Raw genomic sequence first — 26,143 nt, forward strand, 5'->3', positions numbered from 1 at the left:
ACCTAAAGTTCCGCCGCCCGGTCCAAGCTTTGATTGCCAACAAAAACGCTGCTGGCTAGCTTGGCGGGAATGGAGGAGCGCTGATGTCGGTCGAACGGATTCTGTGGGAAGAAGACGCGACCGGCCTTGCCGGCCTGGTGCGTAAGGGCGAGCTTTCCGCGACCGAGCTGACCGACGCGGCGATCGCGCGCGCCGAGGCCACAAGGCCCGAAATCAATGCCACGGCCGAGCCGCTCTATGAGGCGGCGTGGGCCAGGGCGAAGAGCATCGACCGCTCGCTGCCGCTGGCTGGCGTGCCTTTTGCCATCAAGGACCTCGGCATCGCCATCAAGGGCGTGCCCTCGCATGGCGGCAGCCGCATTCCCGCCTCGGTGCCCCAAATCAATTCGGTGATGACCGAGCGTTACCTCGCCGCCGGGCTGATCCCGATCGTTACCTCGACATCGCCGGAACATGGGCTGCGGCTGATGACTGAATCGAAAGCCTTCGGCATCACCCGCAACCCCTGGAACACCGGCCACACCAGCGGCGGCTCGTCGGGCGGTGCGGCGGCCCTTGTCGCTGTCGGCGTCGTGCCGGTGGCGCATGCCTCGGATGGCGGCGGTTCGATCCGCGTGCCGTCCGCCTGCACCGGGCTGGTCGGCCTGAAAACCTCCCGCGGCCGCGTCCCGCTGACACCGCTGGTCAGCGAAAGCTGGTACGGCATGGTGGTCGACCATGCCGTCACCCGTTCGGTGCGCGATTGCGCGCTGCTGCTCGACCTCACCCACGGGCCCGACGCCTTGTCGCCCTATGCCGCGCTGCCGCCGAGAGGCACGTTCACTGCCGCCGCCGCGCGCGATCCGGGCAAACTCAGGCTCGCCGTCTACCGCAAATCGCCGCTTGGGCTGCCGATCTCGGCCGAGACGATGAAAGCGCTGGACATTGCGGTGGCACTGGCGCGCGAGGGCGGCCATGCCGTCGAGGACATCGACCTGCCCTTCATCGGCCGCGATTTCTTCGCCGACTTCTGCAGGACGGTTGCTTCCGCCGTTGCCGGCACGCTGCGGGCCGAAGCGCTGCGTGTCGGCCGTTCCGTCACCGGCGACATCGAACGTGCCACGCGTGTGCTCGGCCGGTTGGGCGAAATGGTCTCGGCTGGCGAGGTCTATGCCGGCCTGCAGCGGCTGCATGCCGCCTCGCGGCGGTTGATCGAGGAAACCGCGCGGTATGATGCAGTGCTGATGCCCGTCATTGCGCACCCGCCGCTCGCCTGCAGCGCCATGGATCCGAAAGGCGCCGACGAGCTGATCGAAAACCTGCTCGACAAGCTTCATCTGACGCCCTTGCTCAAGCTCAAGCCGCTGTTCGGACAGTTGATGGACAAGAGCCTTTTCTTCACCCATTGGCCGGCGATCCACAATGTCAGCGGCCAGCCGTCGATCGCGTTGCCCGTCCACGTCACCGAGGCCGGCCTGCCGCTCGGCATCCAGGCCGCCGGGCGCCCGGGCGACGAGGAGACGCTTTTGTCCTTCGCCGCGCAGATGGAGAAGCTTTCGGGTTGGCTCGGCCGCAGGGCGCCCTTGATGGTGCCGTCGCGATGACGAGGCCGTGAGACGTTCGAATATGACAGCAATGCCATTTGCCCCCCGCGCCAATTCCCGCTAAGACGCCGCCGTCTTTACCAGGGCATGTCGCCCAAAAGTGCTCCGCGGTTTTGGGCCAACGACATGCATGAAACAAAGAGCCAGGGAACCAAGCCGATGACGGACATCGCCGCCACCGCCGAAATGCAGGCCGCCCTGCTGTCGCGGGCGCTGCCCTACATGCAGCGCTACGAACACAAGACGGTCGTAGTGAAATATGGTGGCCACGCCATGGGCGATATCGAGCTTGGCAAGGCTTTCGCCCGCGACATCGCGCTGCTCAAGCAATCCGGCGTCAACCCGATCGTCGTCCATGGCGGCGGCCCGCAGATCGGCGCCATGCTGGCCAAGATGGGCATCGAATCCAAATTCGAGGGCGGCCTGCGCGTCACCGACCAGAAGACGGTCGAGATCGTCGAGATGGTGCTGGCCGGCTCGATCAACAAGGAGATAGTCGCCCTGATCAACGCCGAGGGCGAATGGGCGATCGGCCTGTGCGGCAAGGACGGCAACATGGTGTTCGCCGAAAAGGCGCGCAAGACCATGATCGACCCGGACTCCAACATCGAGCGGGTGCTCGATCTCGGCTTTGTCGGCGAACCGGTCGAGGTCGACCGCACGCTGCTCGACCTTCTGGCACGCTCCGAGATGATCCCGGTGCTGGCGCCGGTGGCGCCCGGCCGCGACGGCCACACCTACAACATCAACGCCGACACTTTCGCCGGCGCCATCGCCGGCGCCTGCAAGGCCTCGCGCCTGCTGTTCCTCACCGACGTGCCCGGCGTGCTCGACAAGAACAAGAAGCTGATCGACGAGCTGACGGTTGCCGAGGCCAAGGCGCTGATCAAGGACGGCACGGTCTCGGGCGGCATGATCCCCAAGGTCGAGACCTGCATCGAGGCGATCGAGCGCGGTGTCGAAGGCGTCGTCATCCTCAACGGCAAGACGCCGCATTCGGTGCTGCTGGAGCTGTTTACCGAACACGGCGCCGGCACGCTGATCGTGCCCTAGAAAAATATCAGCCGGCTAATCTTTCATCCGGCAGCCCACGATTTGTGGCAGGGGAAAGCGCCGGTTTTGCCGCCGTGCGCCGGACAGTCATGGATTCCTCCTCGGCGTCCTGCGGCGCACCCCAGAATTCGGCAAGCGTCGGGCCGTCGGTCACCCTGATGTCGCGGGCGAGGAATCCCCAAACCTCGCGGAACCAGACGCGGCGCCCCATTTTTGTGTACCAGCGCATCGAATGCCGCTGCTCGGGATCCTTGTGGAACAGGATGCGGGCCAGCGCCTTTGGCCGCGACTGCACCGCCAGCTCGATCAGCTTGACGCTGAAGAACAGCATCCACGGCTTCAGCCGGGTCATATGCATCACCTGGTGCTTGTAGTCCCACAGCCGCGCGTCCTGCTGGATGACCTTGCGGTCCTTGGCGATCCGGAAGAACGGTGTCCAGCGATGCGGCGTCACATAGAGCGCCTGGATCTGGTCGGGGTCATAGGCGAGGAGCTGGCGAAAGCCGCGCCAAAGATCGCGAAACCCCTCATCCTCGAAGCCGGCCACCCAGGTCGCCATCGACAATATGCCGTGGTTTCGCAGCAGCCTGATCGCTTCGCGGTCGGATGAGGTGCTGCCGCCCTTGCGGATCAATTGAAGCGTCTGTTCGTCGGTGTTCTCCATGCCGAGCAGCCAGCGGATGACGCCGGCCTTGCGGTAGAGATGGAGGATGTCGGCGTCGCGCACGATGTCGTCGGCACGGGTCGAACCGACGATCAGCACCGGCACGTTCTCGGCGATCAACGCGTCGAGGAAGGCGCGCCACGCCTTCTTCGAAACAGTCGGGTTCTCGTCGGCTAGGTTGATCAGTTCGACGCCATGTTCGCGGTGCAGCCAGGCGATCTCCTGTGCGAATTTTTTTGGGTCGCGATGTCGCCAGCGGGTCCAGAAACCGCGCTGGCCGCAATAGTTGCACAGATGCGGACAGCCGCGCGAAAACTGCATCACCACCGCGCGCTTGCCGCCCCAATAGCTGTAGCGCCGGTGATCAATCAGCTCCCAGCCGACGCGATAAGCGTCGAGCTCGGCAATGGTCATCGCCGGCTGCGTGGCGAAGGGCCGGCGCAGCTCGTCGCGATAGGCGATGCCGGCGACGCTTGCCGGCGGCTGGTGCATTTCCAGCGCCTCGACCAGCGCCACCACGGTCGCCTCACCCTCGCCGCGCACGATGAAGTCGAAGACGTCGGTCGCGCCGAGGATATCGCGCCAGTGATAGGTCGGAAAAACGCCGCCATAGATGATTGTCGTCGCCGGTTTGCGCTGCTTGATCATTGCCGCGATCAGCAAGGCGGTCGGGTGCGCCGAGGTCGAGCCGGAATGGCCGATCAGGACGAAGTCCGGAAAGCCCTCCAATGCGTCGCGCACCGCCTTGTCGAGCGGCATCGGGCCGAACTCGGCATCGACGAGCCGCACCTCATGACCGGCATCGATCAGCGGGCCGCCGATCGCCAGCAGACCGAGCGGCGGCAGGTGATCGTCCGGCACCCGGCTGCCGATGGCGGTATGCGGCGGATTGATCAGGACGATTTTCATGGCGGACCTCCAGCAGAGATGGTCCGCGCATCCTGGTCGGCGATGTGGACGCCCGATTGGCCCGCTTCAGCAGTTTGCGTGCAGCTTTTCAGCAGTAACGGCGGGCGCTACTTCCTGAGATGCGCGAGCGGCACGTGGCCGGGTCCCTTGATGTTCTGCAGCACCAGCTGCGTGTGGACGTCGCGCACGCCATCGAGCCGCATCAGCCGGTGCATGACGAAGGCGTTGAGTTCGTCGACCGACGGCACCATGACATGCAGCAGGAAATCGTGGTCGCCGGTCATCGTCCAGCACGACGACACCTCGTCCATCCGCTGCACGGCAGCGATGAACTTTTCCGGCGAGCCGTCACTGTGGCTGACCAGGCGCACCTGGATGAACACCTCGACCATCAGGCCGACGGCGCGGCGGCTGATCACAGCGGTGAATCCCTTGATGATGCCCGCATCCTGCAGCGCCTCGAAGCGCCGCGCGCATGGCGTCGTCGACAGGCCGATCTCCTGCGCCAGCTCTGAGACCGGCTTGCGGCCATCGCGTTGCAGCACATCGAGCATCTTGATCTCGAAATCGTCGAACTGAGGCATTTTCACTCCTGTGACGCGGATCATGAGTGAATATTATCTAGAATGACGCGGATAGGCCACCATCAAAACCAGATTGCCTCGGCAAGCCCGGTTACCCTTTGGCCACGTCATCCCTGTGATTTGCGAGGAGAAAAACCATGACGACGATGACCGTTGCCGAATATGCCCGTGACTGCGCAGCCCAGGGTCTGCGCGGCGACTATTCGGTCTGCCGCGCCGATTTCACCGTGGCGCAGGGCTATGACTACAGCGCCGAGGAACAGGCGGTGTGGCGTACTTTGTGCGACCGCCAGACCAAACTGACGCGCAAGCTCGCCCACCATTCCTATCTAGACGGTGTCGAAAAACTCGGCCTCATCGACCGCATTCCGGATTTCGACGACGTCAGCGCCCGGCTGCGCAAACTGACCGGCTGGGAAATCGTCGCCGTGCCGGGTCTCATTCCCGCCGCCCCTTTCTTCGATCATCTCGCCAATCGCCGCTTCCCGGTCACCAACTGGCTGCGCACCAGGCAGGAACTCGACTACATTGTCGAGCCGGACATGTTCCACGATTTCTTCGGCCATGTGCCGGTGCTGTCGCAGCCGGTGTTCGCCGACTTCATGCAGATGTATGGCAAGAAGGCCGGCGACATCATCGCCCTCGGCGGTGACGAGATGATCACAAGGCTCTACTGGTACACGGCCGAATACGGCCTGATACAGGAGGCCGGCCAGCCGCTGAAGGCCTTTGGCGCGGGCCTGATGTCGTCCTTTACCGAATTGCAGTTCGCCGTCGAGGGCAAGGACGCTCACCATGTGCCCTTCGACCTCGAAACGGTGATGCGCACCGGCTACGAGATCGACAAGTTCCAGCGCGCCTATTTCGTGCTGCCGTCCTTCGACGCCTTGCGCGATGCATTCCAGACCGCTGATTTCGAGGCGATCGTCGCGCGCCGCAAGGGCCAGCCGGCGCTCGACCCGGGGACGGTCTCGTAAATCCGGCACCAGTGTTTAAGGCGCGTCGCCGTTCAGAGGCGACGCGCTTTAGACGCTTCGATCCCGATACGCTAGTGCATGGCGGCGGGGTTCATCCACAGGAACTCCCAGACGTTGCCGTCCGGGTCTTCGATGTGGCGGTTGAACATGAAGCCGAGATCCTGCGCCGGATTGGGATCAGCGCGGCCGCCTGCCGCCACGCCCTTCTCGATTATGGCGTTGACCTCGTCCTTGCTGTCCGTGGTGAGGGCGATCAGCATCTGGCTTTCACGTTTGGGGTCGCCGATCCGCCGCGCCGTGAACTGGCCGTAATGCTGGTGCGTCAGCAACATGACCCCGATGGAGTCCGAGAACATGATCGAACTGGCCTGGCCGTTCGAGAACTGCGGATTCAGTGTGCCCCCGATCGCGAGATAGAAGTTGGTCGCTGCCTGCAGATCGCGCACCGGTAGATTGAGGGAGATCATTTTGTTCATCGGCTCAAGCCCCGCTTTCGTTGACGGGTACTAGTCAGTCTAGTACTATGACGGTGACTACCACACGGGAACGGTACCGTCTAGTACTGACAAGGGGCGCTCATGGAAATCGACGGCGAGACCAGATCGGCCCGTAAGGATCGCGAGATCATCCAGGCGGCCACGGCGGCGTTTATCGGCAAGGGCTATGATGGAACCAGCATGGAGGAAATCGCCACCAGGGCGGGAGCTTCCAAGCAGACCGTCTACAAGCATTTCAAGGACAAGGAGACGCTTTTCGGCGAAGTCGTTCTATCAACGGCTACCCAGGTCAACGATGTCATCGAGTCCGTGACGACCCTGCTTTCCGAGGCGAAATTCATGCAGGGGGGCCTGCAGCAGCTTGCTCGGCGTTTGATAACGATGCTGATGGACGACGAGCTGTTGAAGTTGCGGCGCCTGATCATCGCCAACGCGGATCGAATGCCGCAGCTCGGCCGTAGCTGGTACGAAAAAGGCTTTGAGCGCATGCTTGCCTCGATGGCATCCTGCTTTGAAAAGCTCACAAATCGAGGCCTGATGCGAACCACTGACCCCCATCTGGCAGCGAGCCATCTGTTTGGAATGCTTCTCTGGATTCCCATGAATGAAGCGATGTTCACCGGAAGCAACCGGCGCTCCAAGGCCGAACTTGAACGGCACGCGGATGCCTCGGTGGAGGCGTTTCTTGTCGCCTACGGGGTCCAGCCGAAATAGTTCCGCTGCCTGCCGGCGTTTGCAGGACCGCCGCGAGCACCTAGCACCACCCTATCGCTCTGCGATATCAGACCCTTCGGCCTTCAGCCGCTCGAGCTGGGCGCGCTGCAGGTCGAGCGCGGCGTTGACGAAGCGCGAGATGGTCGCGAGCTCGGCGTCGCTGAAGGTGGCGATCACTTTTTCGCCCTCTTGAGCGATGGCGCCGTAATAGCGCGCCGACAGCTGCCGCGTCGCCTCGGTCGCCTCGATCACCACCTTGCGCCTGTCCTCTAGACTGCGCGTGCGGGTCAGCAGGCCGCGCGCCTCCAGCCGGTCGATCAGCGCCGTCACCGCGGCCGGCGTCAGCCCGGTCGCGCTCGCGACCGCGCCGGCCGATTGCGGGCCGCCATGGAGCAGCCCGATGCAATGGCGCTCGGCCATGTTCAGCCCGAGCCTCACCCCCACTGCCTCGTCATAGGCCTGGGTCGCGTCCTGCCATTGCATGACGGCAAGGCCGATCGCGGCCGTCATTTCGTTGCGATTCTTGCTTGACGAATTTATTTCGATCATCTAACTATCAATCTGTCTAACATTTAGACTATTTCAGCAATATGCAACCGCGGCCTGGACAAGGCAAGAGCCGGCCGCCGACAAGGAGTGAAAAATGAGCTTGATTCAACAACGCCCCCCTCTCTCGCACGAGGATGAGTTCAAATACGCCAAGCTGGCGATGGAATGGTATGGCTGGGGCTCCCCCATCGGCCTCGGCATTCTGCTCGTGGCGCTGGCCGCCGCGGCGGTGCTGGTGCGCATTGCCATCTACGGTTTCTGAGCATGTCTAGCGCAGCCGGCGCCTTCATTGGCGCCGGGATGCTTCAAGGTCATGGTGCAGTTTTGCGCAGGCCGCTCAGACCGCGACCACCTTGCTCAGATGTTCGCCCAGCCGGCAGGCCAGCGCGGTGATCGTCGTCGTCGGGTTGGCTTGACCGGATGTGCAGAACACCGAGGAACCGCCGACATAGAGATTGTCCATGCCATGCACCTTGCAGTCGGCGTCCACCACGCTCCTGGTGAGATCGGTGCCCATGCGCGTGCCGCCCATGTGGTGGTGTCCGGCGGTTTCCTCGTTGGTCGGATAGTCCTCGCCGTTGGCAATCCAGTCCATGAGGCGGACGCGGCCAAGATCCTTCTCGATCAGCGTCGTGCCGAACAGTTTCAGGCCTTCGACCAGCGTGCGGCGTTCCAGTTCCGATTTCTTCCAGTGCAGTTCGATGCGCGGCACGCCGGCATGATCGACATCGGTCTTCGACAGTTCGATCTGGTTGGAGGCGAGCGGCGCCTGCTCCCAGGCGACATAGAGCTGGGCCGCGCAGCGCAGATTCTGGCTGAGCTGATAAGCGGCCCATTCGGCCGCGTCGGGCGCGGTGCAGGCGAGGTCGGCGATCAGCCTCTTGACGCCGGCATAGGGCGTCTCGATCAGCCGGATGCCGAAGTTCATGATCTGAAGGCGCTGCATCGCCGCAAGCGTCGGCGAGAAGAAGGCCTCGTTGACGGCATCGACCTCGAACTCGTCATAGTTGGCCAGGATGGCATTGCCGCCCTCGAAGGTCGGATGTTCCATCCAGTAGCGGCCAAGCGCTGCCGCATTGGGCACGACACCGCCGTTGGACCGCTGGTTCGACCACAGAAGCAGCCGCGAATTCTCCAGCCCGCCGGTGCAGGTAATGAAGTAGTCGGCGCTGAAGGTACCGGCATCCTGGCCGTTCGACCACAGCCGGGCGCCCGTCACCGTCTTGCCGTCACCCGCGAGTTCGGTGGCGTAGGTGTTGAGCACGACGGCGATGTTCCTGCTCTTGTCGAGTTCGTCGGCGAATTTTTCGGCAAAGCGCACCGCCGGGCTCTTGATCAACTGCACCCAGCGTATGTCGTCCGAGATTGGCACATCCGGCCGGAATTCGGGAAGGTCGAGTATATCGCGCACTTCCGGCAGAAAGGGTTCGATGTCGGTACGGCGGATCGGCCAGCCCGTATCCGGCGCCCACACCTTCGGCTCGAAATCCAGTTTGTCGAGCACGCGGCACCAGCCGGCCCAGTGGTTGGAGCTGCCGCCCATGTACCGCAGCCTGGTGATATCTAGGTCGAAATAGAAATCGCCGACTTTGGCTCCACGGTAGAAGTCCTGCGACTCGTCGCTGAACTCCCGCGAGCCGGCTTCCAGCACCACGACCGGGATGCCGGCGGCACCCAGCTTGCGGGCAACGGTGGTGCCGGCCGGGCCCGAACCGAGGATGCAGACCTTGGGTTTGAAGTTGGCGGCGCGATACGCGTTATAGCTGTCGAAGATCATGCCAGGTCGCTTCGCTTCAGGATCCAGCCATTGACCACGACGATCTCATTCTGATCGACTTGGGATGGACCGGCATCGGCCTCGGGCAGCTTGCGGAACAGGGACAGGGCAGGCAGGGCGACCAGCGCCTGGACGATCATGCGGCGCGGCATTTTCTTGATGAAGAAACTCATGACAGGTCTCTCGGATAGGGGCTTCGATCCGCATGACATTCCCCGAACGGCACACGCATCGTCATGGAAGCCAGTATCGTGCCAAGCCCGGCCTCAAGGCAGTGAGGCGGCACAACCGAATGCAAACAGGGTTAGAAATTCCTTAACAGGCCGGTTGTGCCGGATCGGTCGGCTCAAGCGGCGGCTGAGATGTCCGTATCGAGGATCGTCAGGTTGCGGCCCCGATGCTTGGCTTGGTAGAGGCGCTGGTCCGCGGCGCGCATCAGTTCCGATACGGTGACATCCTCGCCACAGACGGTGCCGCCGATGCTGACGGTCAGTGGAATGGTGCGTTCGTCCACGGGTCGGAAACGGATCAACTCGACCTCGCGGCGAATGCGCTCGGCGACGCGCTTGGCCTCCTGCTCGGTGGCTCCGACCAGAAACGCGCAGAATTCCTCGCCGCCGATGCGGCCGAGCACGTCGCCGCTGCGCACGCCTCGCTCGATGGCGCTGGCGATCAACAGCAGCGCGTCGTCGCCAGTCAGGTGACCGAAACTGTCATTGATCTTCTTGAAATGATCGGCGTCGATGATCAGCAGCGCGCCGCGGTCGGACTTGCGCCGTGAACCATCCAGCGCGGCAAAGAAACTTTCCCGGTTGAGCATCCCGGTCATGTCGTCACGGCTCGCCTTCTCCGACAGGCGGCGGTGCGCCGCGGCGAGCTGGGCGTGCGCGCGGGCAAGTTCGCGATGCGCGTTTTTCAACCTGTCGCTCTGCCAGAAGGTGCTGGCGCAGGCCACCCAGGCAAGCACCAGCGGACAGAGCGTCGAGGCAAGCCAAATCGTCCGGTTGACCGGGAATCCCAAGGCGGGAACGATGATCAGCGTCAGAAGAAGGGAGGCGGCGACGGAGGCGAAAGCGATAGCGGCGGATTTCAGAATGATGCTGTTCATCGCGGGCTCCCCACAGGACTGTCTCTGTGCCAGCAAGCCCTGAAGGCCACCTTTCCCGGTTGCTTAAAATTTGAATCGTAGGACCATTTCTGCCACTGAAAGCGCGTGAAAGTTGTGGATAAAGTCCCTTTCGGATTCCCCGTTTCATGCCATAAGGGGCGCATGACCACGCTGCCTGATCCCGCCCGCTTCGCCCATGTCACCGACTGGGTGTTCGACCTCGACAACACGCTCTATCCGCATCATTCGAATCTGTTCTCGCAGATCGACGTCAAGATGACCGCCTATGTCGGCGAATTGCTGGCGCTGCCCCGCGAGGAGGCGCGCAAGCTGCAGAAGGAGCTTTATCGCGAATACGGCACGACGCTGAACGGGCTGATGACACGCCACGGCATCGATCCGGATGATTTCCTCGAGAAGGTGCACGACATCGATTATTCATGGCTCGTGCCCGATCCTGTCCTCGGCACCGCCATCCGCCAGCTTCCCGGCCGCAAGTTCATTTTCACCAATGGCGACCGCAGGCACGCCGAGCGCACCGCGCGCCAGCTCGGCATCCTCGACCATTTCGACGACATCTTCGATATCGTCGCCGCCGATCTCAATCCCAAGCCCGCGCGCCAGACCTACGAGAAGTTCGCCGAACTGCACGCCGTCACCGGCCACAATGCCGTGATGTTCGAGGATCTCGCCCGCAACCTGGAGGTGCCGAAGGCGCTGGGCATGACCACCGTGCTGGTCGTGCCGCGCAATTTCGAGCCGACCTTTGCCGAGATCTGGGAGCGCGATCCCACGCAGGAAGACGATGTCGATTTCGTCACCGACGATCTCGCAACGTTTCTTACGACAATAGTCGCAAAGGGGTAGGGCAGTAGGGCAGTGGGAAGTGTCTTCGGGCCTTGACTTCCCCTACTGCCCTACTCCCTTACTCCCCTAATTTGTAGAACCGGCTGATAATGCCCCAGGCTTCGTCGGCGGTGTCGACGAAATCGATGATGTCCTGGTCGCCGGGGCTGATCGTGCCTTGCTCGGCCAGGAAGTCGAGATCGATCGCCCGCTTCCAGAACGACTTGCCGAACAGGATCACCGGAACGCGCTCCATGCGTCCGGTCTGGATCAAGGTCAGCGTCTCGAAGAACTCGTCCATCGTGCCGAACCCGCCGGGAAACACCGCCACCGCCTTGGCGCGCATGACGAAATGCATCTTGCGGATGGCGAAATAGTGGAAGTTGAAACATAGCTCCGGCGTCACATAGGCGTTCGGCGCCTGCTCGTGCGGCAGCACGATGTTGAGGCCGATCGATGGCGCGCCGACGTCATCGGCGCCGCGATTCCCCGCTTCCATCACGCCAGGCCCGCCGCCGGTCACCACGACATATTCGCGGTAGTACGAAGCGGCCGACTGCTGCGAGCAAAGCCGCGCGAATTTGCGCGCCTCCTCGTAATATTTGCTGTTAGCCTCGAGGTTCTTCTTCTGCGTCTCGTTCTTGGCCGCCCAGGCTTCGCCACCGGGCTCCGGCAGGCGCGCGCCGCCAAACAGGATCACCGTCGAACGGATACCGCGCTCGGCGAGGATCATTTCCGGCTTCAGCAGCTCCAGCTGTAGCCGGACCGCGCGCAATTCGCGCCGAGTCATGAAGTCGGGATCGTTCCATGCCAGCCGATAGGTCTCGGCCCTGGTCTGCGGCGTGTCCGGCACGCTTTTCGACCGCTCCAGATCCTCGTCCGAATGCGGCAGCGGGGTCCACCCCGCCTTTTCCATGGGAGTCATCGAATCCACCGTCCAATTCCTTTACTTGCGCCGTCCCATGACGCAGGCGCGATTGACCCCCATTGAGCCTTAACATAGGGTCCGCGCGACTTTCAAAACAGGTTAAGGCGCAGCCCCTTAACAGCTTGGTAATGGAGCGGAATCATGTCGAAGCCCGATCTGGCGAGCCTCGAAAAGACCATCGAGAGGGCCTTCGAGGAACGCGACACGATTTCGACCGCGACCCGCGGCGAAACGCGCGATGCCATCCAGTCGGCGCTCGACCTGCTCGACAGCGGCGCCGCTCGCGTCGCCGAACGCCAGGCGGACGGCAAGTGGCACGTCAACCAGTGGCTGAAGAAGGCGGTGCTGCTCTCCTTCCGGCTCAACCCGATGGAGATCATCAAGGGTGGCCCGGGCGAGGCAGTCTGGTGGGACAAGGTGCCGTCGAAGTTCGATGGCTGGAGCGCCGTCGATTTCGAGAAGGCGGGCTTCCGCGCCGTGCCGTCGTCGATCGTGCGCCGTTCCGCCTATGTCGCTCCGGGCGCCGTGCTGATGCCGTCCTTCGTCAATGTCGGCGCCTATGTCGACACCGGCACCATGGTCGACACCTGGGCCTCGGTCGGCTCCTGCGCCCAGATCGGCAAGAATGTCCACCTTTCTGGTGGCGTCGGCATCGGCGGCGTGCTGGAGCCGATGCAGGCCGGCCCCACCATCATCGAGGACAATTGCTTCATCGGCGCGCGTTCGGAAGTGGTCGAGGGCTGCATCGTGCGCGAAGGCTCGGTGCTCGGCATGGGCGTCTTCATCGGCCAGTCGACCAAGATCGTCGACCGCGCCACCGGCGAGGTCTTCTACGGCGAAGTGCCGCCGAATTCGGTCGTCGTCGCCGGCTCGCTGCCGGGCAAGCCCTTGCCCAATGGTGAGCCTGGCCCCAGCCTGTACAGCGCCGTCATCGTCAAGCGCGTCGATGCCAGGACCCGGTCGAAGACCTCGATCAACGAATTGCTGCGCGATTGATCTTTCCGCAAAGCGGGCGCACCTTCCGCCGGCGCGACAATCCGTCGCGCTGATTCAACATGGAGGGGTGACATGGACTGGAAATATCTGCTGACGAGTTTCGACGGTCGCATCAACCGCGCCAAGTTCTGGGCTGGTATCGGCGTGTTCATCGTTATCGGCATTGTCGCCTTCATTCTCGACTCGATCCTCGGTACGCGTTTCACCACCAGCAGCGGCGCCCAGGTCGGCATCATCGGCATCCTCTTCGCGCTGGCATCGATCTATTTCGCCCTTGCCCTGTATGCCAAACGCTGGCACGACCGCAACAAATCGGGCTGGTGGACGCTGATCGGCCTGGTACCTGTTATCGGCGGCATCTGGCTGTTGGTCGAACTCGGCATCCTCCAAGGCACTGGTGGTGCCAATCAATACGGACCGGACCCGCTTGCCTGACAGTTCAAATCTTACCTGGCTTTTCTTCAAGACATCGGGCCGCGTCAGTCGCGCGGCCTATTTTCTTGGCGGCTTGCTGGTCGCCATCATTCAGGCATTTCCACTCTACCGCTTCACGCTGGTGCCGGAAGGCTCGGCCGAGAGCAACATGTGGTCGTTCATCTTCTTCATCGCCTTCATCGCCTCGCTGTGGTCGAACATCGTGCTGGCGGTGAAGCGGCTGCACGACCTCGACAAGCCGGGCATCGCCGCGTTGATCCTGTTCGTGCCGGTGCTGTCGATCGTCGCCTTTCTTGTGTTATGCCTGTTTCCAGGGCAGCCTGGGCCAAACCGTTATGGCCGGCGCACCAACGAGCCGGCACAACCCTAGAGCCGGATGATCTCAGGTCGGATCGACCTGAGATCTGAATCCGGCTCTAAATCAAAGAGATAGAGCATGATGTCGTCCGAAAACCGCTTCACACTTTTCGGCATAATGCTCTGAGGACCGATCGGACATGCGCTACCGTACGCTTGATCCGAACCTGATCATCGACACCGCCGAACGGCTGGAGGGCCGCGTCGCCGAGCGTTTTCCCAATGCCGGGCTGCGCGGCGTCGCCGCCGAGCTGGTCTCGCTGTCGCGCGATCTGGCCAAGGCGGCGAAAGGGCTGGAAGAACCGATCTGGTGGCTGCGCGGCCTCATCATCGCCGCCTTCGTCGCCGGGGTGCTGGTGTTCGTTTTCGTCGGCACCATCCTGCCGCTCGATCGAATTTCAGGCAATGACGATGCCCTGCAATCGGTGCAAGGCATCGAGGCATCGATCAACACCTGCATTCTCGCCGTGCTCGGCCTGCTGGCCCTGATCCGCACCGAGGAGCGCATCAAGCGCAAGAAGGTATTCCGCCAGCTGCACGGCCTGCGCTCGCTGATCCATGTCATCGACATGCACCAGCTGACCAAGGATCCGGCGGCGCTTTCGGCCAGTTTCAAGCCGATGGCCCATTCGCCGGCCCGCATCACCAATGCCGCCGATCTTGCCCGCTACCTCGATTATTGCTCGGAAATGCTGTCGATCACCGGCAAGATCGCCGCACTCTTCGCCCAGTCGGTCAATGACGATGTCGTCATCGACGGCGTCAACGACATCGAGAACCTTTCGTCCAACCTGTCGCGCAAGATCTGGCAGAAGATCACGCTGATCGAGAACCAGCCGGCGGCACAACCTGTTCCGGCGCCAGTCCCGGCGAGCCAAGCCGCGCCGCTTCCGCGGCGCGCACCAAAGCGGTAACGCTTTTCAAGAGCGGCGCCGGCGTGCCTGTTCTTTCGGCCAGGCCAAGCACCGCTCCTTGCAGTTCGCTGATCTCCGTCGGCCGGCCGCGCTGCAGGTCGTCCCACATCGACGAGCGTGCCTGAGGGTCGATCGCCAGCATGCGCCGCGCCAGCAATTTGAACAGCCAGTCCGGCAGCCGCAGCACCTTCGGCAGCAACGCCGGCCGCAGCCCGGCGATCCGCGCCGGCTCGATGCCGGTGGCCTTCATCGCCAGCAAGGCCTCGTCGATCTGGCCGGCCAGGATCAGCCGCCAGCGGCGATCGGCGAGTTCGCTCGCCAGCGGCAGTCCGGACAGCGCCACCAACGCGTTGTTGAGGTTCATCAAAAGCTTGCCCCATAGCACCGCCTTCATGTCGCCATGCGTCTCGACGGCCAGCCCCTCGACATCAAGAAGACTGGGGACGTCGAGAAGGCCGGCAAGACGGCGATCCTCGATCATCACCTTGCCGTCGCTGGCGCGGTGGACGCGCAGCGGCAAGGTGCCGTCCGGCGATTGCACGACATTGAACGGCACCATGCCGGCGAGCACCGTCCGCGAGCCGAGCTCGGCGCGAAGCCTGTCGGCATTGTCGACGCCGTTCTGCAGGCTGATCACCACGGCATCGGGGCGGGCATGGGCCTTGATCAGCGCGGCCATCTCCCGCGTCGCGCCGCTCTTGACGGTGACCAGGATCACGTCCGCCTCGGGCAAGGCGGCTGCCGGATTGGCGGTGATGCCGAGCCGGTCCGGCTCGACCAGGCGATCGCGGCCTTCAAGGTCGCTGATGCGCAATCCGCCCAGCCGCAGCGCGGTCTCGATGCGCGGGCGGGCGAGCAGAATCACCTCTCGCCCGGCTATCGCCAGGCAGCCGCCGACATAACAGCCTATGCTGCCGGCGCCGGCGATGACGATCCGTTTACCCCCGTTTGCCATCTCTCGCCCCGCACCTGTCGGCAACTATACGACATGAAAACCATAATGTCGGCGGCGTGTCAGGCCATTGGGCTGGCCTCTATGTCGGACCGTGACAGGCCCTCAGCTTTCGACTATCGCTTTTGCCATGACGCTGCCGATTGATCCCGCCACGAACCTCGCCGCCCTCATCCGTTGCGCCTCGGTGACACCAGCCGAAGGCGGTGCGCTGAGCGCGCTGGAAACGATGCTGAAACCGCTCGGCTTCCTGGTCGACCGGCCGGTCTTCTCGGAAGACGGCACGCCCGATATCGAAAACCTTTATGCCAGGCGGTCCGGCAACGGCCCGCATCTGATGTTCGCCGGCCATACCGATGTCGTGCCGGTTGGCGACGAAGCCGCCTGGACGCATCCGCCTTTCGCCGCCGAGATCGCCAATGGCGAGATGTATGGTCGTGGCGCGGTCGACATGAAGGGCGGCATTGCCTGCTTCGTCGCGGCGATAGCGCGTCATGTCGAGAAGCATGGCGGCCCCAAGGGCTCGGTCTCGCTGCTGGTCACCGGCGATGAGGAAGGCCCTGCCATCAATGGCACGGTCAAGCTGCTCGAATGGGCCGCTTCCAAAGGCGAAAAATGGGACGCCTCGATCGTCGGCGAACCGACCAACCCGGATGCGCTCGGCGACATGATCAAGATCGGCCGGCGCGGCTCGCTCTCAGGTTCGGTCATCGTCAATGGCCGTCAGGGTCATGCCGCCTATCCGCAGCTTGCCGACAATCCGGTGCGCGGCCTGATGAGCCTGGTCGACGCCTTGCTGCATCCTGTCTTCGACAAGGGAACCAGGGATTTCCAGCCGACCAATCTGGAGGTCACCTCCATCGATGTCGGCAACCCGGCCACCAATGTGATTCCGGCGAAAGCGACCGCGACCTTCAACATCCGCTTCAACGACACATGGACGGCCGAGACCGTTCAGGCCGAAATCCACAACCGGCTCGACCAGGCGGCAGAGCGCAAGAAGTATCGGCCGGGCAAGACGACGCCGGTCGATTACGATCTCGTCTGGCGCGACCGGCCGAGCCATGTCTTCCTGACCCGCGACGACAGGCTGATCGAGACGCTTCGCGGCTCGATCAAGGCCGCGGTCGGCAAGGAGCCGGCATTGTCGACTTCCGGCGGCACCTCGGATGCGCGTTTCATCAAGGATTATTGCCCGGTGGTCGAGTTCGGCCTGGTCGGCAAGACCATGCATATGGTCGACGAGCGGGTCGCCGTCGCCGATCTCGAAACACTGACGCGAATCTACCTGCGTTTTATCGAAGACTGGTTCGGACAGGGCTGAGCAGCATGCTTACGGCGGACGAAACCCAAGCTTCGCTAACCGGCGCCTGGCGGCTGATGCTCGGCAAGGTCGACGGCCTGCGACTGCTCGACCTGTCGGCCGATGGGTTCTGGAATTCCTTTTTCGCCATCATCGTCGCGGCACCGGCGCTGATCGTCGGCTGGGTCGGCATCGCCAACGAGATCGGCGATCCCGACGCCTTCGCCGGCCGCTTCAGCATGCTGTTGCGCCTGGCGACGGTCGATATCGGCTCCTGGGTGCTGCCGCTCGTCGCACTCGCTCTCGTCGCGCCGCGCGCCGGCATTGGCGGCCGCTTCGTTCATTATGTCGTCGCCAGCAACTGGGCCTCCGCTATCACCGCCTGGCTGATGCTGCCCTCGGCGCTGATCAGGCTTTTCCTGTCCTCGGCAAGCCAGGTTTCGAGCCTTGTGTCGCTGCTGCTTTTTGCCCTGTCGATGGTGCTGACCTGGCGCATGACCAACGCGACGATCGGTAAGGGCGCGGCGGTCGGCACCGCCGTTTTCGTCGGCATGTTCATAGCTTCGCTGCTGGTGCTGTTCGGGCTGCAGATGCTGCTTGGCATCACCGTTCCGGACGATATCGGGGCTCAGAGCCTTTCAGGGCTCTCCCCCGGGTAGAGCCTGCGGACTCTCTTCAGGCATAATCGACGCCGATGAGGAAAAGCCCATCGGGCGGCGCCACCTGGCCGCAAGCGGCGCGGTCTTGCGCCTCCAGTGCCGCCTTGAGGTTATCGGCGGTCCAGCCGCCGTCGCCGACGCGCTTGAGCGAGCCCACCATCGAGCGGACCTGGTTATGCAGGAAGGACCGTGCCGAAGCTCTCACCTCGATCATGTCGCCCTCCCGGCTCACATCGAGCCGCTCCAACGTCCGGACCGGACTGTTGGCCTGGCACTGGGTCGAGCGGAAGGTGGTGAAGTCGTGCCGGCCGAGCAGCACTTTCGCCGCCTCGTGCATGGCGCCGGCGTCGAGCCGCTTCGGTACCCACCACACCTTGCCCTTCTCCAGCGCCGCGGGCGCACGGCGGTTGAGGATGCGGTAGAGATAGTGGCGGCCCGTGGCCGAGAAGCGCGCGTCGAAATCGTCCGGGACGATTGTCGCCTTCAGGATGGCGACATGCGCGCCCGCCGCCTGCAGATGGGCGTTGATGGCATCGCGCACCTTGTCGCCAGCCCATGCCTTGGCCAGGTCGGCATGCGCCACCTGGGCGGTCGCATGCACGCCGGCGTCGGTGCGGCCGGCGGCGCGCAGCCGCACCGCCTCACCACTGAAATTTTCGATCGCCTGCTCGATCGCCTGCTGCACCGAAGGCTGATCGGCCTGGTGCTGCCAGCCGGCAAACAGGCTGCCGTCATATTCGATGTCGAGGCGAAAACGCGGCATGCCGGGCGGCTACACGCTCTTGCCTTAAGCGGCGAGAGCGGTGAAGGCGGAAGCATAGACCAGCTTGCCTGCCTCTGGAGCGTCGCCCCAGGACAGCGCCTGCAGCGCTTCGCCTTGGTACTCGCTCTCGAATTTTTCGGCCCGCGCGTGGCTATAACCGAAGCGGCCGTAATAGGCCGGATCGCCGAGCACCACGGACAACGTCTCGCCGGCGTCCCTGAGGCGGATATGCGCCTCGCGGATCAGCGCGCCGCCAATGCCGCTGCCATGGAACGAAGGCTCCACCGCCAGCGGCGCCAGCGCCACGGCCGCGGCACTCTTTCCGCCGGTCTGAACGAACAACCGCGAAAACAGGATGTGGCCGACCACCTGGCCGTCTTCTTCCGCCACCAGTTCGACGACGGCGTCACCGCCCGTCACCAGAGCGTCGACCAGCCCGGCCTCCGCCTGCTGGCCGAAAGCGTGTTCCTCGACGAGGCGAATGGCCTCGCGATCCCGCGGCGTTGCCGCGCGTATCGACATCATGCTCATGAGAACTTCATTCCTTTTACGATCTTGGCTCCGCGCAGGAATTCCGACGCGGCGGCGGGCTTTCCGCCCGCACGTTGAACTTCGACCAGCCTGACCGCGCCTGCCCCGCAGGCGACCGTCAGCCGGTCATCGAGAATTCCTCCCGACTCGCCCAAATTGTCCGAAAGCGCCAAATCTTCGGAAAGCGATTGGCCCTCGGACAGCGTCGAGCGAAGCAGTTTCAGCCGTTCCACGCGGCCGCCAATGTCAATTTCGGACCAGGCGCCGGGAAACGGCGACAGGCCACGAAGGTGGTTATGGACCTCGGCGGCAGGCCGCGTCCAATCCACATGCGTCTCGGATTTATCGATTTTTCTGGCGTAAGTCACCCCTTCCGCCGCTTGCGCGGTAAATGTCAGGGTGTTCTCTTCCAGCCGCGCCAGTGCTTCCACCATCAGGGTGGCGCCGAGGCTCATCAACCGATCATGCAGATCGCCGGCCGTCATATCGGGTTCGATGGCGCATTTTCCAAGCAATCCGACCGGGCCGGTATCCAAGCCCTCTTCCATGCGCATCACCATCATGCCGCTTTCCAGGTCGCCAGCCATGATGGCGCGCTGGATGGGTGCGGCACCGCGCCAGCGTGGCAAAAGCGACGCATGGCCGTTGATGCAGCCCAGGCGGGGTGCATCCAGAATCGCCTTCGGCAGCAGCAAACCATAGGCGACGACCACGGCGATATCGGCCTGCAGGGCGCCGAAAGCAGCCTGCTCGGCTTCGCTCTTGAGCGACGTCGGCGTGCGCACCTCGATGGCCAGCCGTTCGGCCTCGCGCTGCACCGGCGACGGCGTCAGCTCCAGTCCGCGGCGGCCCGCCGCGCGCGGCGGTTGCGTATAGGCTGCCGCTATCTCATGTCCCGCTTCGGCGATGGCGCGCAGCGTCGGCACCGAAAACTCTGGCGTGCCCATGAAGATGACGCGAAGGGGCATCCCCTATCCCACCAGCTTGCCCGGCGCCTTGTCCTTGGCGAGCTTCTTGAATTTCTTCACCACCATGTCGCGCTTCAGCTTCGAGATGTGGTCGATGAACAGCACGCCGTTGAGATGGTCGATCTCGTGCTGCAGGCAGGTCGCCATCAGCCCCTCGGCCTCCATCTCCTGCAGCTTGCCGTCGCGGTCGAGATACTTCACCCGCACGGAAGCGGGGCGTTCGACCTCTGCGTAATAGTCGGGGATCGACAGGCAGCCTTCCTCGTAGACGGAGCGCGCTTCGGCGCTTTCCAGGATCTCCGGGTTGATGAAGACATGCGGCGCCGGCGTCTCGTCTTCCTTGGCGAGGTCAATCACCAGCATGCGCAGCGGCTCGCCGATCTGAATCGCCGCCAGGCCGATGCCGGGCGCGTCATACATGGTCTCCAGCATGTCGTCGGCCAGTTTGCGCAAGGGCGCGTCGACGCGCTCCACCGGCTTGGAAAGCTGGCGCAGGATGGGATCGGGAAGGATGATGAGCGGCTTGATCGGCATGGCGTCCCACGTAAGACGTCCAGCGAAAAGCGTCAACCGTTGGACCTGAGCCTCGTTCACGTTTTGATCTGTGCGAGCCCCACGAATCGGCTATGCTGTCCACATGAATGATCTGAGCACCATCCTTTCCGAGCCCGTCGCGCGGCTTGGCGCCTCGACAATCACGCTCGGCCACGCTCTCGCCTTCGGCGCCTTGTTGTTTTTCGGCCTGTTCGTGGCGCTGGTCGTCGCGCTGTGGCGGTCGGCCAAGGCGCGCGCCGTCGCCGCGGCCGAAGCCGCCGATCATGCTCGCGACGCGGAAGTGCGGATGGCCGGCATATTGCAAAGCCAGGCCGAGATGCAGGGCCGCATGGGCGCCATCGCCGAAGTGTTCGGGGCTCGCCAGGCGGAGCTGACGCAGTCGATAGGCCAGCGGCTCGACGCCATGACCGGCCGCATCGGCCAGACCATGACCGAGCAGACCAAATCCACGCATGAGAGCCTGGCCAAACTGCAGGAGCGGCTCGCCGTCATCGACACCGCGCAAGGCAACATCCAGTCGCTCGCCGGCCAGGTCGTGCAGCTGCAGGCGATCCTCTCCAACAAGCAGACGCGCGGCGCCTTCGGCCAGTCGCGCATGGAGGCGATCGTCGCCGATGGCCTGCCGCATGGCGCCTATGAATTCCAGGCGACGCTGTCCAACGGCAGCCGGCCGGACTGCCTGGTGAAGATGCCGAACGGCGCGCCGTCGCTTGCCATCGATGCGAAATTTCCCCTGGAAGCCTGGAATGCCATCCGCGCCGCCGATGGTCCGGAACTGCAAAAGGGCGCGGCCCAGGCCTTCCGCCGCGACATCGAGATCCATGTCCGCGATATCTCGGAAAAATACCTGATCCAGGGCGAGACGCAGGATACCGCCTTCATGTTCGTGCCGTCCGAATCGGTGTTCGCCGAAATCCACGAGAATTTCGAGGCGATCGTCCACAAGGCGCACCGTGCCCGCGTCGTCATCGTCTCGCCGTCGTTGCTGATGCTGTCGATCCAGGTCATCCAGGCGATCCTGAAGGACGCCCGCATGCGCGAGCAGGCGCATCTGATCCAGGGCGAAGTGATCCGGCTGATGGAGGATGTGGCGCGTGTCGACGAGCGCGTGCGCAAGCTGCAGGGCCATTTCGGCCAATCGGCCAAGGACATCGAGGACATACTGGTCTCGACATCGAAGGTGACCAAGCGCGGCCAGAAGATCGAGGCGCTGGAGTTCGGCACGCAGGCCGACGGCGATGCCGGCGCCGAGACGCCGTCACGGGCACCGACCGCGAGTCCCGGCCCGCGCGTTGCCGATTCCAAGACCGGCCAGCTCAGGCTGCGGGTCGTCGAGGGCGACGACTGAACGGATAATTCCAGACTAGACCGTCGCCACGATGACGTGTGCCTGAATTTTGGCGGCAACCGCGCCGCTGCCATGTCTTTGCTCAATCGCGGATGCCGCATAGTCCGTCGCGGCGTCGAGTTTACCGGGATCGCGGGCCTCGATTTCGGTACGAAGAACCGTTCCCTGGCAATAGGCAACAGCAGGGATGCGTGGTGACGATGCGTGGCTCTGTTCGGCCCTCGTGTCGATTGCCACGGTGGAGAAACCTGCCTCATCGAGGTCGCTGCGGATCAATGCGGTATCGTGGTAGCCGTGCGGCGTGCGGGCCAGGAAGCGTGGCGGATCGTTCGGAAAAATCCTCGCCAGCGCATTGGTCACATCATCGGCAAAGACATTTTCCTCGATGCGGTCCCATACGTTGAACAGAAAACGGCCGCCGGGCTTCAGCACCCGCCTTGCTTCGCGGTAGGCGGATGGGCGGCTGGGAAAGAACATCGCGCCGAACTGGCAGCAGACCAGATCGAAAGCCGCGTCTTCAAACGGCAGCGCCATGGCATCGGCTTGGCGCCACTGGATGCGGCCGTCGGGAGCCTGTCGCGAAGCGGCGTAATCGAGCATCGGCTGGTTGAGGTCGGTCACGACATAGCTGGCGCCAGGAGACAGCCTTGGCGCCAGGGCACGGGTGACCACGCCGGTACCCGCGGCGACTTCCAGGACGGCGCTGGGCGAGAAGGACGCTGCTCGCTGAGCAAGGTTCGCGGCGAATGGCTCGAAAATCAACGGCACCATAAAGCGGTCGTAGTTTTCCGGAATCGAGCCGGAAAAGAGCTTGTCGGCCTCCAACATGCGATTACCCACCCGTGTCCATGGCGAGCCAGCATAGCATGGCTGGATCCGCCGAGGCGAACCGTTGCTATTGGTCTTCGGCGGTCGCCATGCCTTCGAATTCCGGCAGCCAGTGCAGAGCCGATCTGTGCCACTTCTGTTGTCTTGGAATCAAATCCTGGCGTTGCCGCGCGGTGCCCACCCGGATCCCATAGATTTTCGGGCCATCTCCGACCGACGTGGCGTAAAGGTGCGAACCGCAGTCGGCGCAAAAAGCCTGGGCGCGCTTGGCGCCGCTCGCCCCGGTCTTGGTATAGATTTTCGGCGTGCCCCTGGTGATCCGGTAGTGATCTTCGGGCGCCGGAACGGTGACGCGAAAGGCGGTGCCGGTCAGTTGCTGGCAGTCCGTGCAGTGGCAGATCGAGGTCTTTTCCGGGTCGACCTCAGCCTCGTAGCTAATGGCTCCGCAATGGCAGCCGCCGTCGATCTTCATCGTCGCTCCTCCAAATCCATCGACCGATCTTATCAAGGCGACGCGGCAGGGCAACGGCGCAGTTCTGGTCCAGGGCTAGTCCGACGCGGCCTCGATCAGCTTGCGCCGCTGTTCCCAGGTCCCCGTGGTCTGCGGCTTGACGAACAGCCGCGTGATCTCCGGCATCTCCTTCTTCAGCCGTGCCTCGATGCGTTCCACGCAGGCCTCGATCTCTGGCGCCGCCAGATGGTCCTCGAACTCGATGCTGAGGCCGGCGACGATTTCTTCCGGCCCCATATGAACCGTCAGCACGCCGTTCGCCCGTTGCACCGCCGGATCCTGCTGGGCGATCGCCAGCACTTTTTTCTGCACATCGGGCGAGGCCGGCTCGCCCATGAGCAGGCCCTTGCTTTCGCGGGCGAGGAAGATCGCCGTCGCGCCGAGGATGAGTGCGATGCCGATCGAGGCGGCGCCGTCGAGCTCCGGCATCTCCAGCATCTCCGCCGTCAATATGCCGGCAAAGGCGACGATCAGCCCAAGCAGTGCCGCGCTGTCCTCGAACAACACCGTATAGACGCTCGGGTCCTTGCTCGATTGCACGGCGTGCAGCCAGCCTTCTCCGCCCTTCTGCCGGCGGAATTCCTTCAGCGCCACCAGCCAGGAGCTGCCTTCGAACAGGAAGGAAGCACCAAGAACGATATAGTTCACTTTGACGTTGGCGACCGGCTCCGGCGCCATGATGTGGACGATACCCTCGTAGAACGACACGCCGGCACCCAGCGCGAAGACCAGCAGCGCGACAATAAAACTCCAGAAATAGAGCTCGCGGCCATGGCCGAGCGGATGTGTGCGGTCGGCCGGGCGCGCCGCACGATGCATGCCGTAGAGCAGCAGGCCGCCATTGCCGGTATCGACCAGCGAGTGGACGCCTTCCGACAGCATTGCCGAGCTGCCGGTGAAGAAAGCGGCGGCGAACTTGGTCAGCGCGATCGCCAGATTGCCGGCGAGCGCTGCGTAGATGACCGTCTTGGAGCCGCCATGCCCGGCCATGGTGTGATGTTCCCGTTCAATCAACCAAGTTTAACGGCCGAACCGCCGAAGCTCCGTAAGCCATCGCAACGCGTGAAACTCCGGGACGTTCAGCAAAAAGGCAAAAAAGGCTGGCTAGGCCGCGATCTCGTCGGTCCACACTTTGAAGCCGGCAAGTGTGCCGGGGCCGAAAATATGGGTCAACGGCACGTCCGCCGCGTCACGGCCGGAAGCAATCAAGATCCGGCCGATGCGGGGCGCGTTGTTACGCGGGTCGAAGGCATGCCAGCGGTCGCCGAGATAGACCTCCATCCACGCGCAGAAATCCATGCTTGCCCAAGGCTTCGGCATGCCGATATCGCTGATGTAACCGGTGCAATAGCGCGTCGGGATGTTGAGTGCCCTGCAGAAGGTGACGGCGAGGTGGGCGAAATCGCGGCACACGCCGCTCTGCTCGCGATAGGTTTCCGCCGCGGTCCGCGTCGGCCGGGCGTTGCCGTAGTTGAAAACGATGTGATTGTGGACGAAGTCGCAGACGGCCTGCACGCGCGGGATGCCGAGCGGCGTATGGCCGAACAGCCGCCACGCTTCGCTGGCCAAAAGGTCGCTCTCGCAGAAGCGGCTGGGCAGCAGGAAGAGCAGTGTGTCCGCCGGCAGGTCGCGCACCTCGTGCTGCCAGGCCATCAACTCGCCCATTTCGAACGTACCGGGGTCGCGGATCACCGCATCCGTACCGAAGGTGAAGCGTCCGGGCGGGGCGACGAAGCGATTGCACCAATTGCCGAAACTGTCGCGGTAACTTTCGATCGGCACCGACGGGTTCGAGGTCAGGAAATCCGGTCGCTCGAGATCGGAGGCGCGGGAATAGTGCACGTTGAGCATCGCAATGAGTGGCGTTTCCTGCGGGAAATCGAAGCTCATCTCGCAGCCGATGTGGATCCGCATTGTCGTCCTGACCGGCCTGCCTGACGATCACCCGGCGGAAGCACGGGTCGATGCTGCAGTGCGGAAACGACCTTGGCACGGACCGCCACGATTTACGAGCAAATTAGAAACCGGTTGAAAGCGGTCGACCGGCTGCTGCTGCAGGCGCTGCCCCCTTGCGGCAAAGCGTTTCTCTTGTTTCACTTCGCTTCCCGCAACTGGAGGAACGAATCATGGCTAAAGGTGCGATGAAGGCAGGCAAGGAAGCCCGCAAGCCGAAGAAGGATGCCAAGAAGCCGGCAGCCGCTCCCGTCCTGAAGGCGCCGCCGGTCAAGGCGATGCGCATCAAGGAAAAGTAGGCCGCGGCAAGTCAGGCGCGGCAAAGTCCCACCGGCGGCGTTCGACAATGCCGCCGGGGCCGCCGGGTTGATCGGGCGTTTGGACAGCCCTATATGTCGGGCGCGGGGACGACCTCGCGCTCCCAGAAATGCGGTCGGGACGACCCGCCCATTGTGATCCAGTGTCTGCGGATCGGATTCTGTCTCCGCTCCGATGCTGGATGGAGCGTTCCAGATGTCATGGATTCTTCTGTTTTTCGCCGGCCTGTTCGAAATCGGCTGGGCGATTGGCCTCAAATACACTGACGGCTTCAGCAAGCTCGTGCCGACCGTGCTCACGGTCGCGTCGATGGTCGTCAGCCTTACATTGCTCGGCCTGGCGCTGAAGGCGCTTCCCGTCGGCACCGCCTATGCGGTGTGGACCGGCATCGGCACGGTCGGCACGGCGCTGCTCGGCATCTGGCTGCTCGGCGAGCCCGCCACCGCGATCAGGCTCGCCTGCATCGCGCTGATCGTCGGCGGCATCATGGGGCTGAAGTTCGCGGCCTGACCGTACCGGCGCACAAGCACGTTCAGGGCCGCTGCAAGGCGACCCTGATTCAA

The 26,143-nt window shown here is 63.5% G+C and carries 31 protein-coding genes and 1 pseudogene; 15 read left to right on the top strand and 17 right to left on the bottom strand.

Features of this window, described 5'->3' with window-relative positions; genetic code table 11:
* The first annotated feature begins 83 nt into the window (after positions 1-83).
* Together A3AU_RS0111190 and argB are read left to right on the top strand one after the other, a co-directional pair.
* Complete coding sequence (locus tag A3AU_RS0111190; RefSeq protein WP_027052895.1) at positions 84-1,583, top strand: amidase; 1,500 nt, start codon at positions 84-86, stop codon at positions 1,581-1,583.
* Between the two features lie 159 nt (positions 1,584-1,742).
* Positions 1,743-2,636, top strand: coding sequence for an acetylglutamate kinase (gene argB / locus A3AU_RS0111195; protein ID WP_027052896.1), 894 nt, complete (start codon positions 1,743-1,745; stop codon positions 2,634-2,636).
* A gap of 7 nt (positions 2,637-2,643) precedes the next feature.
* Here the strand turns inward: argB and bchE are convergent, their stop codons facing one another.
* Both bchE and A3AU_RS0111205 read right to left on the bottom strand, forming a co-directional pair.
* Positions 2,644-4,209, bottom strand: a complete 1,566-nt coding sequence (gene bchE, locus A3AU_RS0111200) for a magnesium-protoporphyrin IX monomethyl ester anaerobic oxidative cyclase (protein WP_027052897.1) — start codon at positions 4,207-4,209, stop codon at positions 2,644-2,646.
* 107 nt (positions 4,210-4,316) lie between these two features.
* Positions 4,317-4,793 carry an Lrp/AsnC family transcriptional regulator gene (locus A3AU_RS0111205; protein ID WP_027052898.1) on the bottom strand — a complete coding sequence of 159 codons (477 nt, stop codon included), beginning with the start codon at positions 4,791-4,793 and terminating at the stop codon, positions 4,317-4,319.
* Positions 4,794-4,930: 137 nt separating this feature from the next.
* Here A3AU_RS0111205 and phhA point away from each other — a divergent pair, with 137 nt between their 5' ends.
* Entirely contained in the window at positions 4,931-5,770 is an 840-nt protein-coding gene (gene phhA / locus A3AU_RS0111210; protein WP_027052899.1) for a phenylalanine 4-monooxygenase, read from the top strand.
* Positions 5,771-5,841: 71 nt separating this feature from the next.
* Here the strand turns inward: phhA and A3AU_RS0111215 are convergent, their stop codons facing one another.
* Entirely contained in the window at positions 5,842-6,246 is a 405-nt protein-coding gene (locus A3AU_RS0111215; protein ID WP_027052900.1) for a VOC family protein, read from the bottom strand.
* 102 nt (positions 6,247-6,348) lie between these two features.
* Here A3AU_RS0111215 and A3AU_RS0111220 point away from each other — a divergent pair, with 102 nt between their 5' ends.
* The gene (locus tag A3AU_RS0111220; protein WP_027052901.1) at positions 6,349-6,981 is read left to right on the top strand and encodes a TetR/AcrR family transcriptional regulator; all 633 of its coding nucleotides are present in this window, start codon (positions 6,349-6,351) and stop codon (positions 6,979-6,981) included.
* A 51-nt stretch (positions 6,982-7,032) separates the two neighbouring features.
* Here A3AU_RS0111220 and A3AU_RS0111225 read toward each other — a convergent pair whose 3' ends face one another.
* Positions 7,033-7,530 carry a MarR family winged helix-turn-helix transcriptional regulator gene (locus tag A3AU_RS0111225; RefSeq protein WP_027052902.1) on the bottom strand — a complete coding sequence of 166 codons (498 nt, stop codon included), beginning with the start codon at positions 7,528-7,530 and terminating at the stop codon, positions 7,033-7,035.
* Positions 7,531-7,624: 94 nt separating this feature from the next.
* Here A3AU_RS0111225 and A3AU_RS1000000139810 point away from each other — a divergent pair, with 94 nt between their 5' ends.
* The gene (locus tag A3AU_RS1000000139810) at positions 7,625-7,792 is read left to right on the top strand and encodes a hypothetical protein (protein WP_167335231.1); all 168 of its coding nucleotides are present in this window, start codon (positions 7,625-7,627) and stop codon (positions 7,790-7,792) included.
* Between the two features lie 75 nt (positions 7,793-7,867).
* Here A3AU_RS1000000139810 and A3AU_RS0111235 read toward each other — a convergent pair whose 3' ends face one another.
* From A3AU_RS0111235 to A3AU_RS0111245, 3 genes are all read right to left on the bottom strand, one after another.
* Complete coding sequence (locus A3AU_RS0111235) at positions 7,868-9,307, bottom strand: GMC family oxidoreductase (protein WP_027052903.1); 1,440 nt, start codon at positions 9,305-9,307, stop codon at positions 7,868-7,870.
* Entirely contained in the window at positions 9,304-9,480 is a 177-nt protein-coding gene (locus tag A3AU_RS1000000139815; RefSeq protein WP_081709497.1) for a hypothetical protein, read from the bottom strand. The genes A3AU_RS0111235 and A3AU_RS1000000139815 overlap by 4 nt, the downstream gene beginning before the upstream one ends.
* A gap of 173 nt (positions 9,481-9,653) precedes the next feature.
* Entirely contained in the window at positions 9,654-10,415 is a 762-nt protein-coding gene (locus A3AU_RS0111245; RefSeq protein ID WP_027052904.1) for a GGDEF domain-containing protein, read from the bottom strand.
* A gap of 162 nt (positions 10,416-10,577) precedes the next feature.
* Here A3AU_RS0111245 and A3AU_RS0111250 point away from each other — a divergent pair, with 162 nt between their 5' ends.
* A complete protein-coding gene (locus A3AU_RS0111250; protein WP_027052905.1) occupies positions 10,578-11,282 on the top strand; it encodes a pyrimidine 5'-nucleotidase in 705 nt (234 codons plus the stop codon).
* A 58-nt stretch (positions 11,283-11,340) separates the two neighbouring features.
* Here the strand turns inward: A3AU_RS0111250 and A3AU_RS0111255 are convergent, their stop codons facing one another.
* Positions 11,341-12,186 carry an LOG family protein gene (locus A3AU_RS0111255; protein WP_027052906.1) on the bottom strand — a complete coding sequence of 282 codons (846 nt, stop codon included), beginning with the start codon at positions 12,184-12,186 and terminating at the stop codon, positions 11,341-11,343.
* Between the two features lie 144 nt (positions 12,187-12,330).
* Here A3AU_RS0111255 and dapD point away from each other — a divergent pair, with 144 nt between their 5' ends.
* The 4 genes from dapD to A3AU_RS0111280 all read left to right on the top strand — a co-directional run bounded on the left by dapD (position 12,331) and on the right by A3AU_RS0111280 (position 14,891).
* Positions 12,331-13,185, top strand: coding sequence for a 2,3,4,5-tetrahydropyridine-2,6-dicarboxylate N-succinyltransferase (dapD, locus tag A3AU_RS0111260; protein ID WP_027052907.1), 855 nt, complete (start codon positions 12,331-12,333; stop codon positions 13,183-13,185).
* Between the two features lie 72 nt (positions 13,186-13,257).
* The gene (locus A3AU_RS0111265) at positions 13,258-13,620 is read left to right on the top strand and encodes a DUF805 domain-containing protein (protein ID WP_027052908.1); all 363 of its coding nucleotides are present in this window, start codon (positions 13,258-13,260) and stop codon (positions 13,618-13,620) included.
* The gene (locus A3AU_RS0111270) at positions 13,613-13,990 is read left to right on the top strand and encodes a DUF805 domain-containing protein (protein ID WP_027052909.1); all 378 of its coding nucleotides are present in this window, start codon (positions 13,613-13,615) and stop codon (positions 13,988-13,990) included. Before A3AU_RS0111265 ends, A3AU_RS0111270 begins: the two co-directional genes overlap by 8 nt.
* A gap of 127 nt (positions 13,991-14,117) precedes the next feature.
* Positions 14,118-14,891: a hypothetical protein gene (locus tag A3AU_RS0111280; protein WP_027052910.1), complete on the top strand. Its 774-nt coding sequence runs from the start codon at positions 14,118-14,120 to the stop codon at positions 14,889-14,891.
* Here A3AU_RS0111280 and A3AU_RS1000000137780 read toward each other — a convergent pair.
* Positions 14,794-15,852, bottom strand: a pseudogene (locus A3AU_RS1000000137780) (2-dehydropantoate 2-reductase); the annotation flags it as partial. The gene A3AU_RS0111280 and the pseudogene A3AU_RS1000000137780 sit on opposite strands and share 98 nt — an antisense overlap.
* 121 nt (positions 15,853-15,973) lie before the next feature.
* Between A3AU_RS1000000137780 and dapE the strand changes: the two are divergent.
* Positions 15,974-17,167 (top strand): succinyl-diaminopimelate desuccinylase, encoded by a 1,194-nt coding sequence (dapE, locus tag A3AU_RS0111295; protein ID WP_027052913.1) that lies wholly within the window; start codon positions 15,974-15,976, stop codon positions 17,165-17,167.
* 5 nt (positions 17,168-17,172) lie between these two features.
* Positions 17,173-17,805 (top strand): hypothetical protein, encoded by a 633-nt coding sequence (locus A3AU_RS0111300; protein ID WP_027052914.1) that lies wholly within the window; start codon positions 17,173-17,175, stop codon positions 17,803-17,805.
* 16 nt (positions 17,806-17,821) lie between these two features.
* On the opposite strand, the gene truA is transcribed toward A3AU_RS0111300, so the two are convergent.
* Genes truA through def form a run of 4 tightly spaced genes read right to left on the bottom strand, consistent with a single transcriptional unit; the run spans position 17,822 to position 20,601 of the window.
* Positions 17,822-18,568, bottom strand: coding sequence for a tRNA pseudouridine(38-40) synthase TruA (gene truA, locus A3AU_RS0111305; protein ID WP_027052915.1), 747 nt, complete (start codon positions 18,566-18,568; stop codon positions 17,822-17,824).
* Between the two features lie 24 nt (positions 18,569-18,592).
* The gene (locus A3AU_RS0111310) at positions 18,593-19,099 is read right to left on the bottom strand and encodes a GNAT family N-acetyltransferase (protein ID WP_027052916.1); all 507 of its coding nucleotides are present in this window, start codon (positions 19,097-19,099) and stop codon (positions 18,593-18,595) included.
* Entirely contained in the window at positions 19,096-20,067 is a 972-nt protein-coding gene (fmt, locus tag A3AU_RS0111315) for a methionyl-tRNA formyltransferase (protein ID WP_027052917.1), read from the bottom strand. Before fmt ends, A3AU_RS0111310 begins: the two co-directional genes overlap by 4 nt.
* Positions 20,068-20,070: 3 nt before the next feature.
* Positions 20,071-20,601 (bottom strand): peptide deformylase, encoded by a 531-nt coding sequence (gene def, locus A3AU_RS0111320; RefSeq protein WP_027052918.1) that lies wholly within the window; start codon positions 20,599-20,601, stop codon positions 20,071-20,073.
* A 103-nt stretch (positions 20,602-20,704) separates the two neighbouring features.
* Here def and A3AU_RS0111325 point away from each other — a divergent pair, with 103 nt between their 5' ends.
* The gene (locus tag A3AU_RS0111325; protein WP_027052919.1) at positions 20,705-21,970 is read left to right on the top strand and encodes a DNA recombination protein RmuC; all 1,266 of its coding nucleotides are present in this window, start codon (positions 20,705-20,707) and stop codon (positions 21,968-21,970) included.
* Between the two features lie 15 nt (positions 21,971-21,985).
* On the opposite strand, the gene A3AU_RS0111330 is transcribed toward A3AU_RS0111325, so the two are convergent.
* The 4 genes from A3AU_RS0111330 to A3AU_RS0111345 form a co-directional block, all read right to left on the bottom strand.
* A complete protein-coding gene (locus A3AU_RS0111330) occupies positions 21,986-22,798 on the bottom strand; it encodes a class I SAM-dependent methyltransferase (RefSeq protein ID WP_027052920.1) in 813 nt (270 codons plus the stop codon).
* Between the two features lie 67 nt (positions 22,799-22,865).
* Positions 22,866-23,270: a GFA family protein gene (locus A3AU_RS0111335; RefSeq protein ID WP_027052921.1), complete on the bottom strand. Its 405-nt coding sequence runs from the start codon at positions 23,268-23,270 to the stop codon at positions 22,866-22,868.
* Positions 23,271-23,345: 75 nt separating this feature from the next.
* Complete coding sequence (locus A3AU_RS0111340; RefSeq protein WP_027052922.1) at positions 23,346-24,299, bottom strand: cation diffusion facilitator family transporter; 954 nt, start codon at positions 24,297-24,299, stop codon at positions 23,346-23,348.
* A gap of 114 nt (positions 24,300-24,413) precedes the next feature.
* Positions 24,414-25,223, bottom strand: a complete 810-nt coding sequence (locus A3AU_RS0111345; protein ID WP_027052923.1) for a transglutaminase-like domain-containing protein — start codon at positions 25,221-25,223, stop codon at positions 24,414-24,416.
* 212 nt (positions 25,224-25,435) lie between these two features.
* Here A3AU_RS0111345 and A3AU_RS1000000140745 point away from each other — a divergent pair, with 212 nt between their 5' ends.
* Positions 25,436-25,561, top strand: a complete 126-nt coding sequence (locus tag A3AU_RS1000000140745; protein WP_081294966.1) for a hypothetical protein — start codon at positions 25,436-25,438, stop codon at positions 25,559-25,561.
* Between the two features lie 214 nt (positions 25,562-25,775).
* The gene (gene sugE, locus A3AU_RS0111355) at positions 25,776-26,090 is read left to right on the top strand and encodes a quaternary ammonium compound efflux SMR transporter SugE (protein WP_027052924.1); all 315 of its coding nucleotides are present in this window, start codon (positions 25,776-25,778) and stop codon (positions 26,088-26,090) included.
* The last annotated feature ends 53 nt before the right edge of the window (positions 26,091-26,143 follow it).

This window comes from Mesorhizobium erdmanii USDA 3471 (genome assembly GCF_000472705.1).
In the GTDB taxonomy this organism is placed as follows: domain Bacteria; phylum Pseudomonadota; class Alphaproteobacteria; order Rhizobiales; family Rhizobiaceae; genus Mesorhizobium; species Mesorhizobium erdmanii.

Excerpts from the sequence above, each read along its gene's own strand:
- A3AU_RS0111190 (WP_027052895.1), top strand. The coding sequence starts at position 84 with ATGTCGGTCGAACGGATTCTGTGGGAAGAAGACGCGACCGGCCTTGCC.
- dapD (WP_027052907.1), top strand. The coding sequence starts at position 12,331 with ATGTCGAAGCCCGATCTGGCGAGCCTCGAAAAGACCATCGAGAGGGCC.
- sugE (WP_027052924.1), top strand. The coding sequence starts at position 25,776 with ATGTCATGGATTCTTCTGTTTTTCGCCGGCCTGTTCGAAATCGGCTGG.
- A3AU_RS0111335 (WP_027052921.1), bottom strand. The coding sequence starts at position 23,270 with ATGAAGATCGACGGCGGCTGCCATTGCGGAGCCATTAGCTACGAGGCT.
- A3AU_RS0111300 (WP_027052914.1), top strand. The coding sequence starts at position 17,173 with ATGCTTACGGCGGACGAAACCCAAGCTTCGCTAACCGGCGCCTGGCGG.
- bchE (WP_027052897.1), bottom strand. The coding sequence starts at position 4,209 with ATGAAAATCGTCCTGATCAATCCGCCGCATACCGCCATCGGCAGCCGG.
- argB (WP_027052896.1), top strand. The coding sequence starts at position 1,743 with ATGACGGACATCGCCGCCACCGCCGAAATGCAGGCCGCCCTGCTGTCG.
- A3AU_RS1000000140745 (WP_081294966.1), top strand. The coding sequence starts at position 25,436 with ATGGCTAAAGGTGCGATGAAGGCAGGCAAGGAAGCCCGCAAGCCGAAG.
- A3AU_RS0111220 (WP_027052901.1), top strand. The coding sequence starts at position 6,349 with ATGGAAATCGACGGCGAGACCAGATCGGCCCGTAAGGATCGCGAGATC.
- A3AU_RS0111265 (WP_027052908.1), top strand. The coding sequence starts at position 13,258 with ATGGACTGGAAATATCTGCTGACGAGTTTCGACGGTCGCATCAACCGC.
- A3AU_RS0111250 (WP_027052905.1), top strand. The coding sequence starts at position 10,578 with ATGACCACGCTGCCTGATCCCGCCCGCTTCGCCCATGTCACCGACTGG.
- A3AU_RS0111245 (WP_027052904.1), bottom strand. The coding sequence starts at position 10,415 with ATGAACAGCATCATTCTGAAATCCGCCGCTATCGCTTTCGCCTCCGTC.
- A3AU_RS0111345 (WP_027052923.1), bottom strand. The coding sequence starts at position 25,223 with ATGCGGATCCACATCGGCTGCGAGATGAGCTTCGATTTCCCGCAGGAA.
- A3AU_RS0111330 (WP_027052920.1), bottom strand. The coding sequence starts at position 22,798 with ATGTTGGAGGCCGACAAGCTCTTTTCCGGCTCGATTCCGGAAAACTAC.
- phhA (WP_027052899.1), top strand. The coding sequence starts at position 4,931 with ATGACGACGATGACCGTTGCCGAATATGCCCGTGACTGCGCAGCCCAG.
- truA (WP_027052915.1), bottom strand. The coding sequence starts at position 18,568 with ATGCCGCGTTTTCGCCTCGACATCGAATATGACGGCAGCCTGTTTGCC.
- A3AU_RS0111340 (WP_027052922.1), bottom strand. The coding sequence starts at position 24,299 with ATGGCCGGGCATGGCGGCTCCAAGACGGTCATCTACGCAGCGCTCGCC.
- A3AU_RS0111235 (WP_027052903.1), bottom strand. The coding sequence starts at position 9,307 with ATGATCTTCGACAGCTATAACGCGTATCGCGCCGCCAACTTCAAACCC.
- dapE (WP_027052913.1), top strand. The coding sequence starts at position 15,974 with ATGACGCTGCCGATTGATCCCGCCACGAACCTCGCCGCCCTCATCCGT.
- A3AU_RS0111280 (WP_027052910.1), top strand. The coding sequence starts at position 14,118 with ATGCGCTACCGTACGCTTGATCCGAACCTGATCATCGACACCGCCGAA.
- A3AU_RS1000000139815 (WP_081709497.1), bottom strand. The coding sequence starts at position 9,480 with ATGAGTTTCTTCATCAAGAAAATGCCGCGCCGCATGATCGTCCAGGCG.
- A3AU_RS1000000139810 (WP_167335231.1), top strand. The coding sequence starts at position 7,625 with ATGAGCTTGATTCAACAACGCCCCCCTCTCTCGCACGAGGATGAGTTC.
- def (WP_027052918.1), bottom strand. The coding sequence starts at position 20,601 with ATGCCGATCAAGCCGCTCATCATCCTTCCCGATCCCATCCTGCGCCAG.
- A3AU_RS0111225 (WP_027052902.1), bottom strand. The coding sequence starts at position 7,530 with ATGATCGAAATAAATTCGTCAAGCAAGAATCGCAACGAAATGACGGCC.
- A3AU_RS0111205 (WP_027052898.1), bottom strand. The coding sequence starts at position 4,793 with ATGCCTCAGTTCGACGATTTCGAGATCAAGATGCTCGATGTGCTGCAA.
- A3AU_RS0111310 (WP_027052916.1), bottom strand. The coding sequence starts at position 19,099 with ATGAGCATGATGTCGATACGCGCGGCAACGCCGCGGGATCGCGAGGCC.
- A3AU_RS0111215 (WP_027052900.1), bottom strand. The coding sequence starts at position 6,246 with ATGAACAAAATGATCTCCCTCAATCTACCGGTGCGCGATCTGCAGGCA.
- A3AU_RS0111325 (WP_027052919.1), top strand. The coding sequence starts at position 20,705 with ATGAATGATCTGAGCACCATCCTTTCCGAGCCCGTCGCGCGGCTTGGC.
- A3AU_RS0111255 (WP_027052906.1), bottom strand. The coding sequence starts at position 12,186 with ATGACTCCCATGGAAAAGGCGGGGTGGACCCCGCTGCCGCATTCGGAC.
- fmt (WP_027052917.1), bottom strand. The coding sequence starts at position 20,067 with ATGCCCCTTCGCGTCATCTTCATGGGCACGCCAGAGTTTTCGGTGCCG.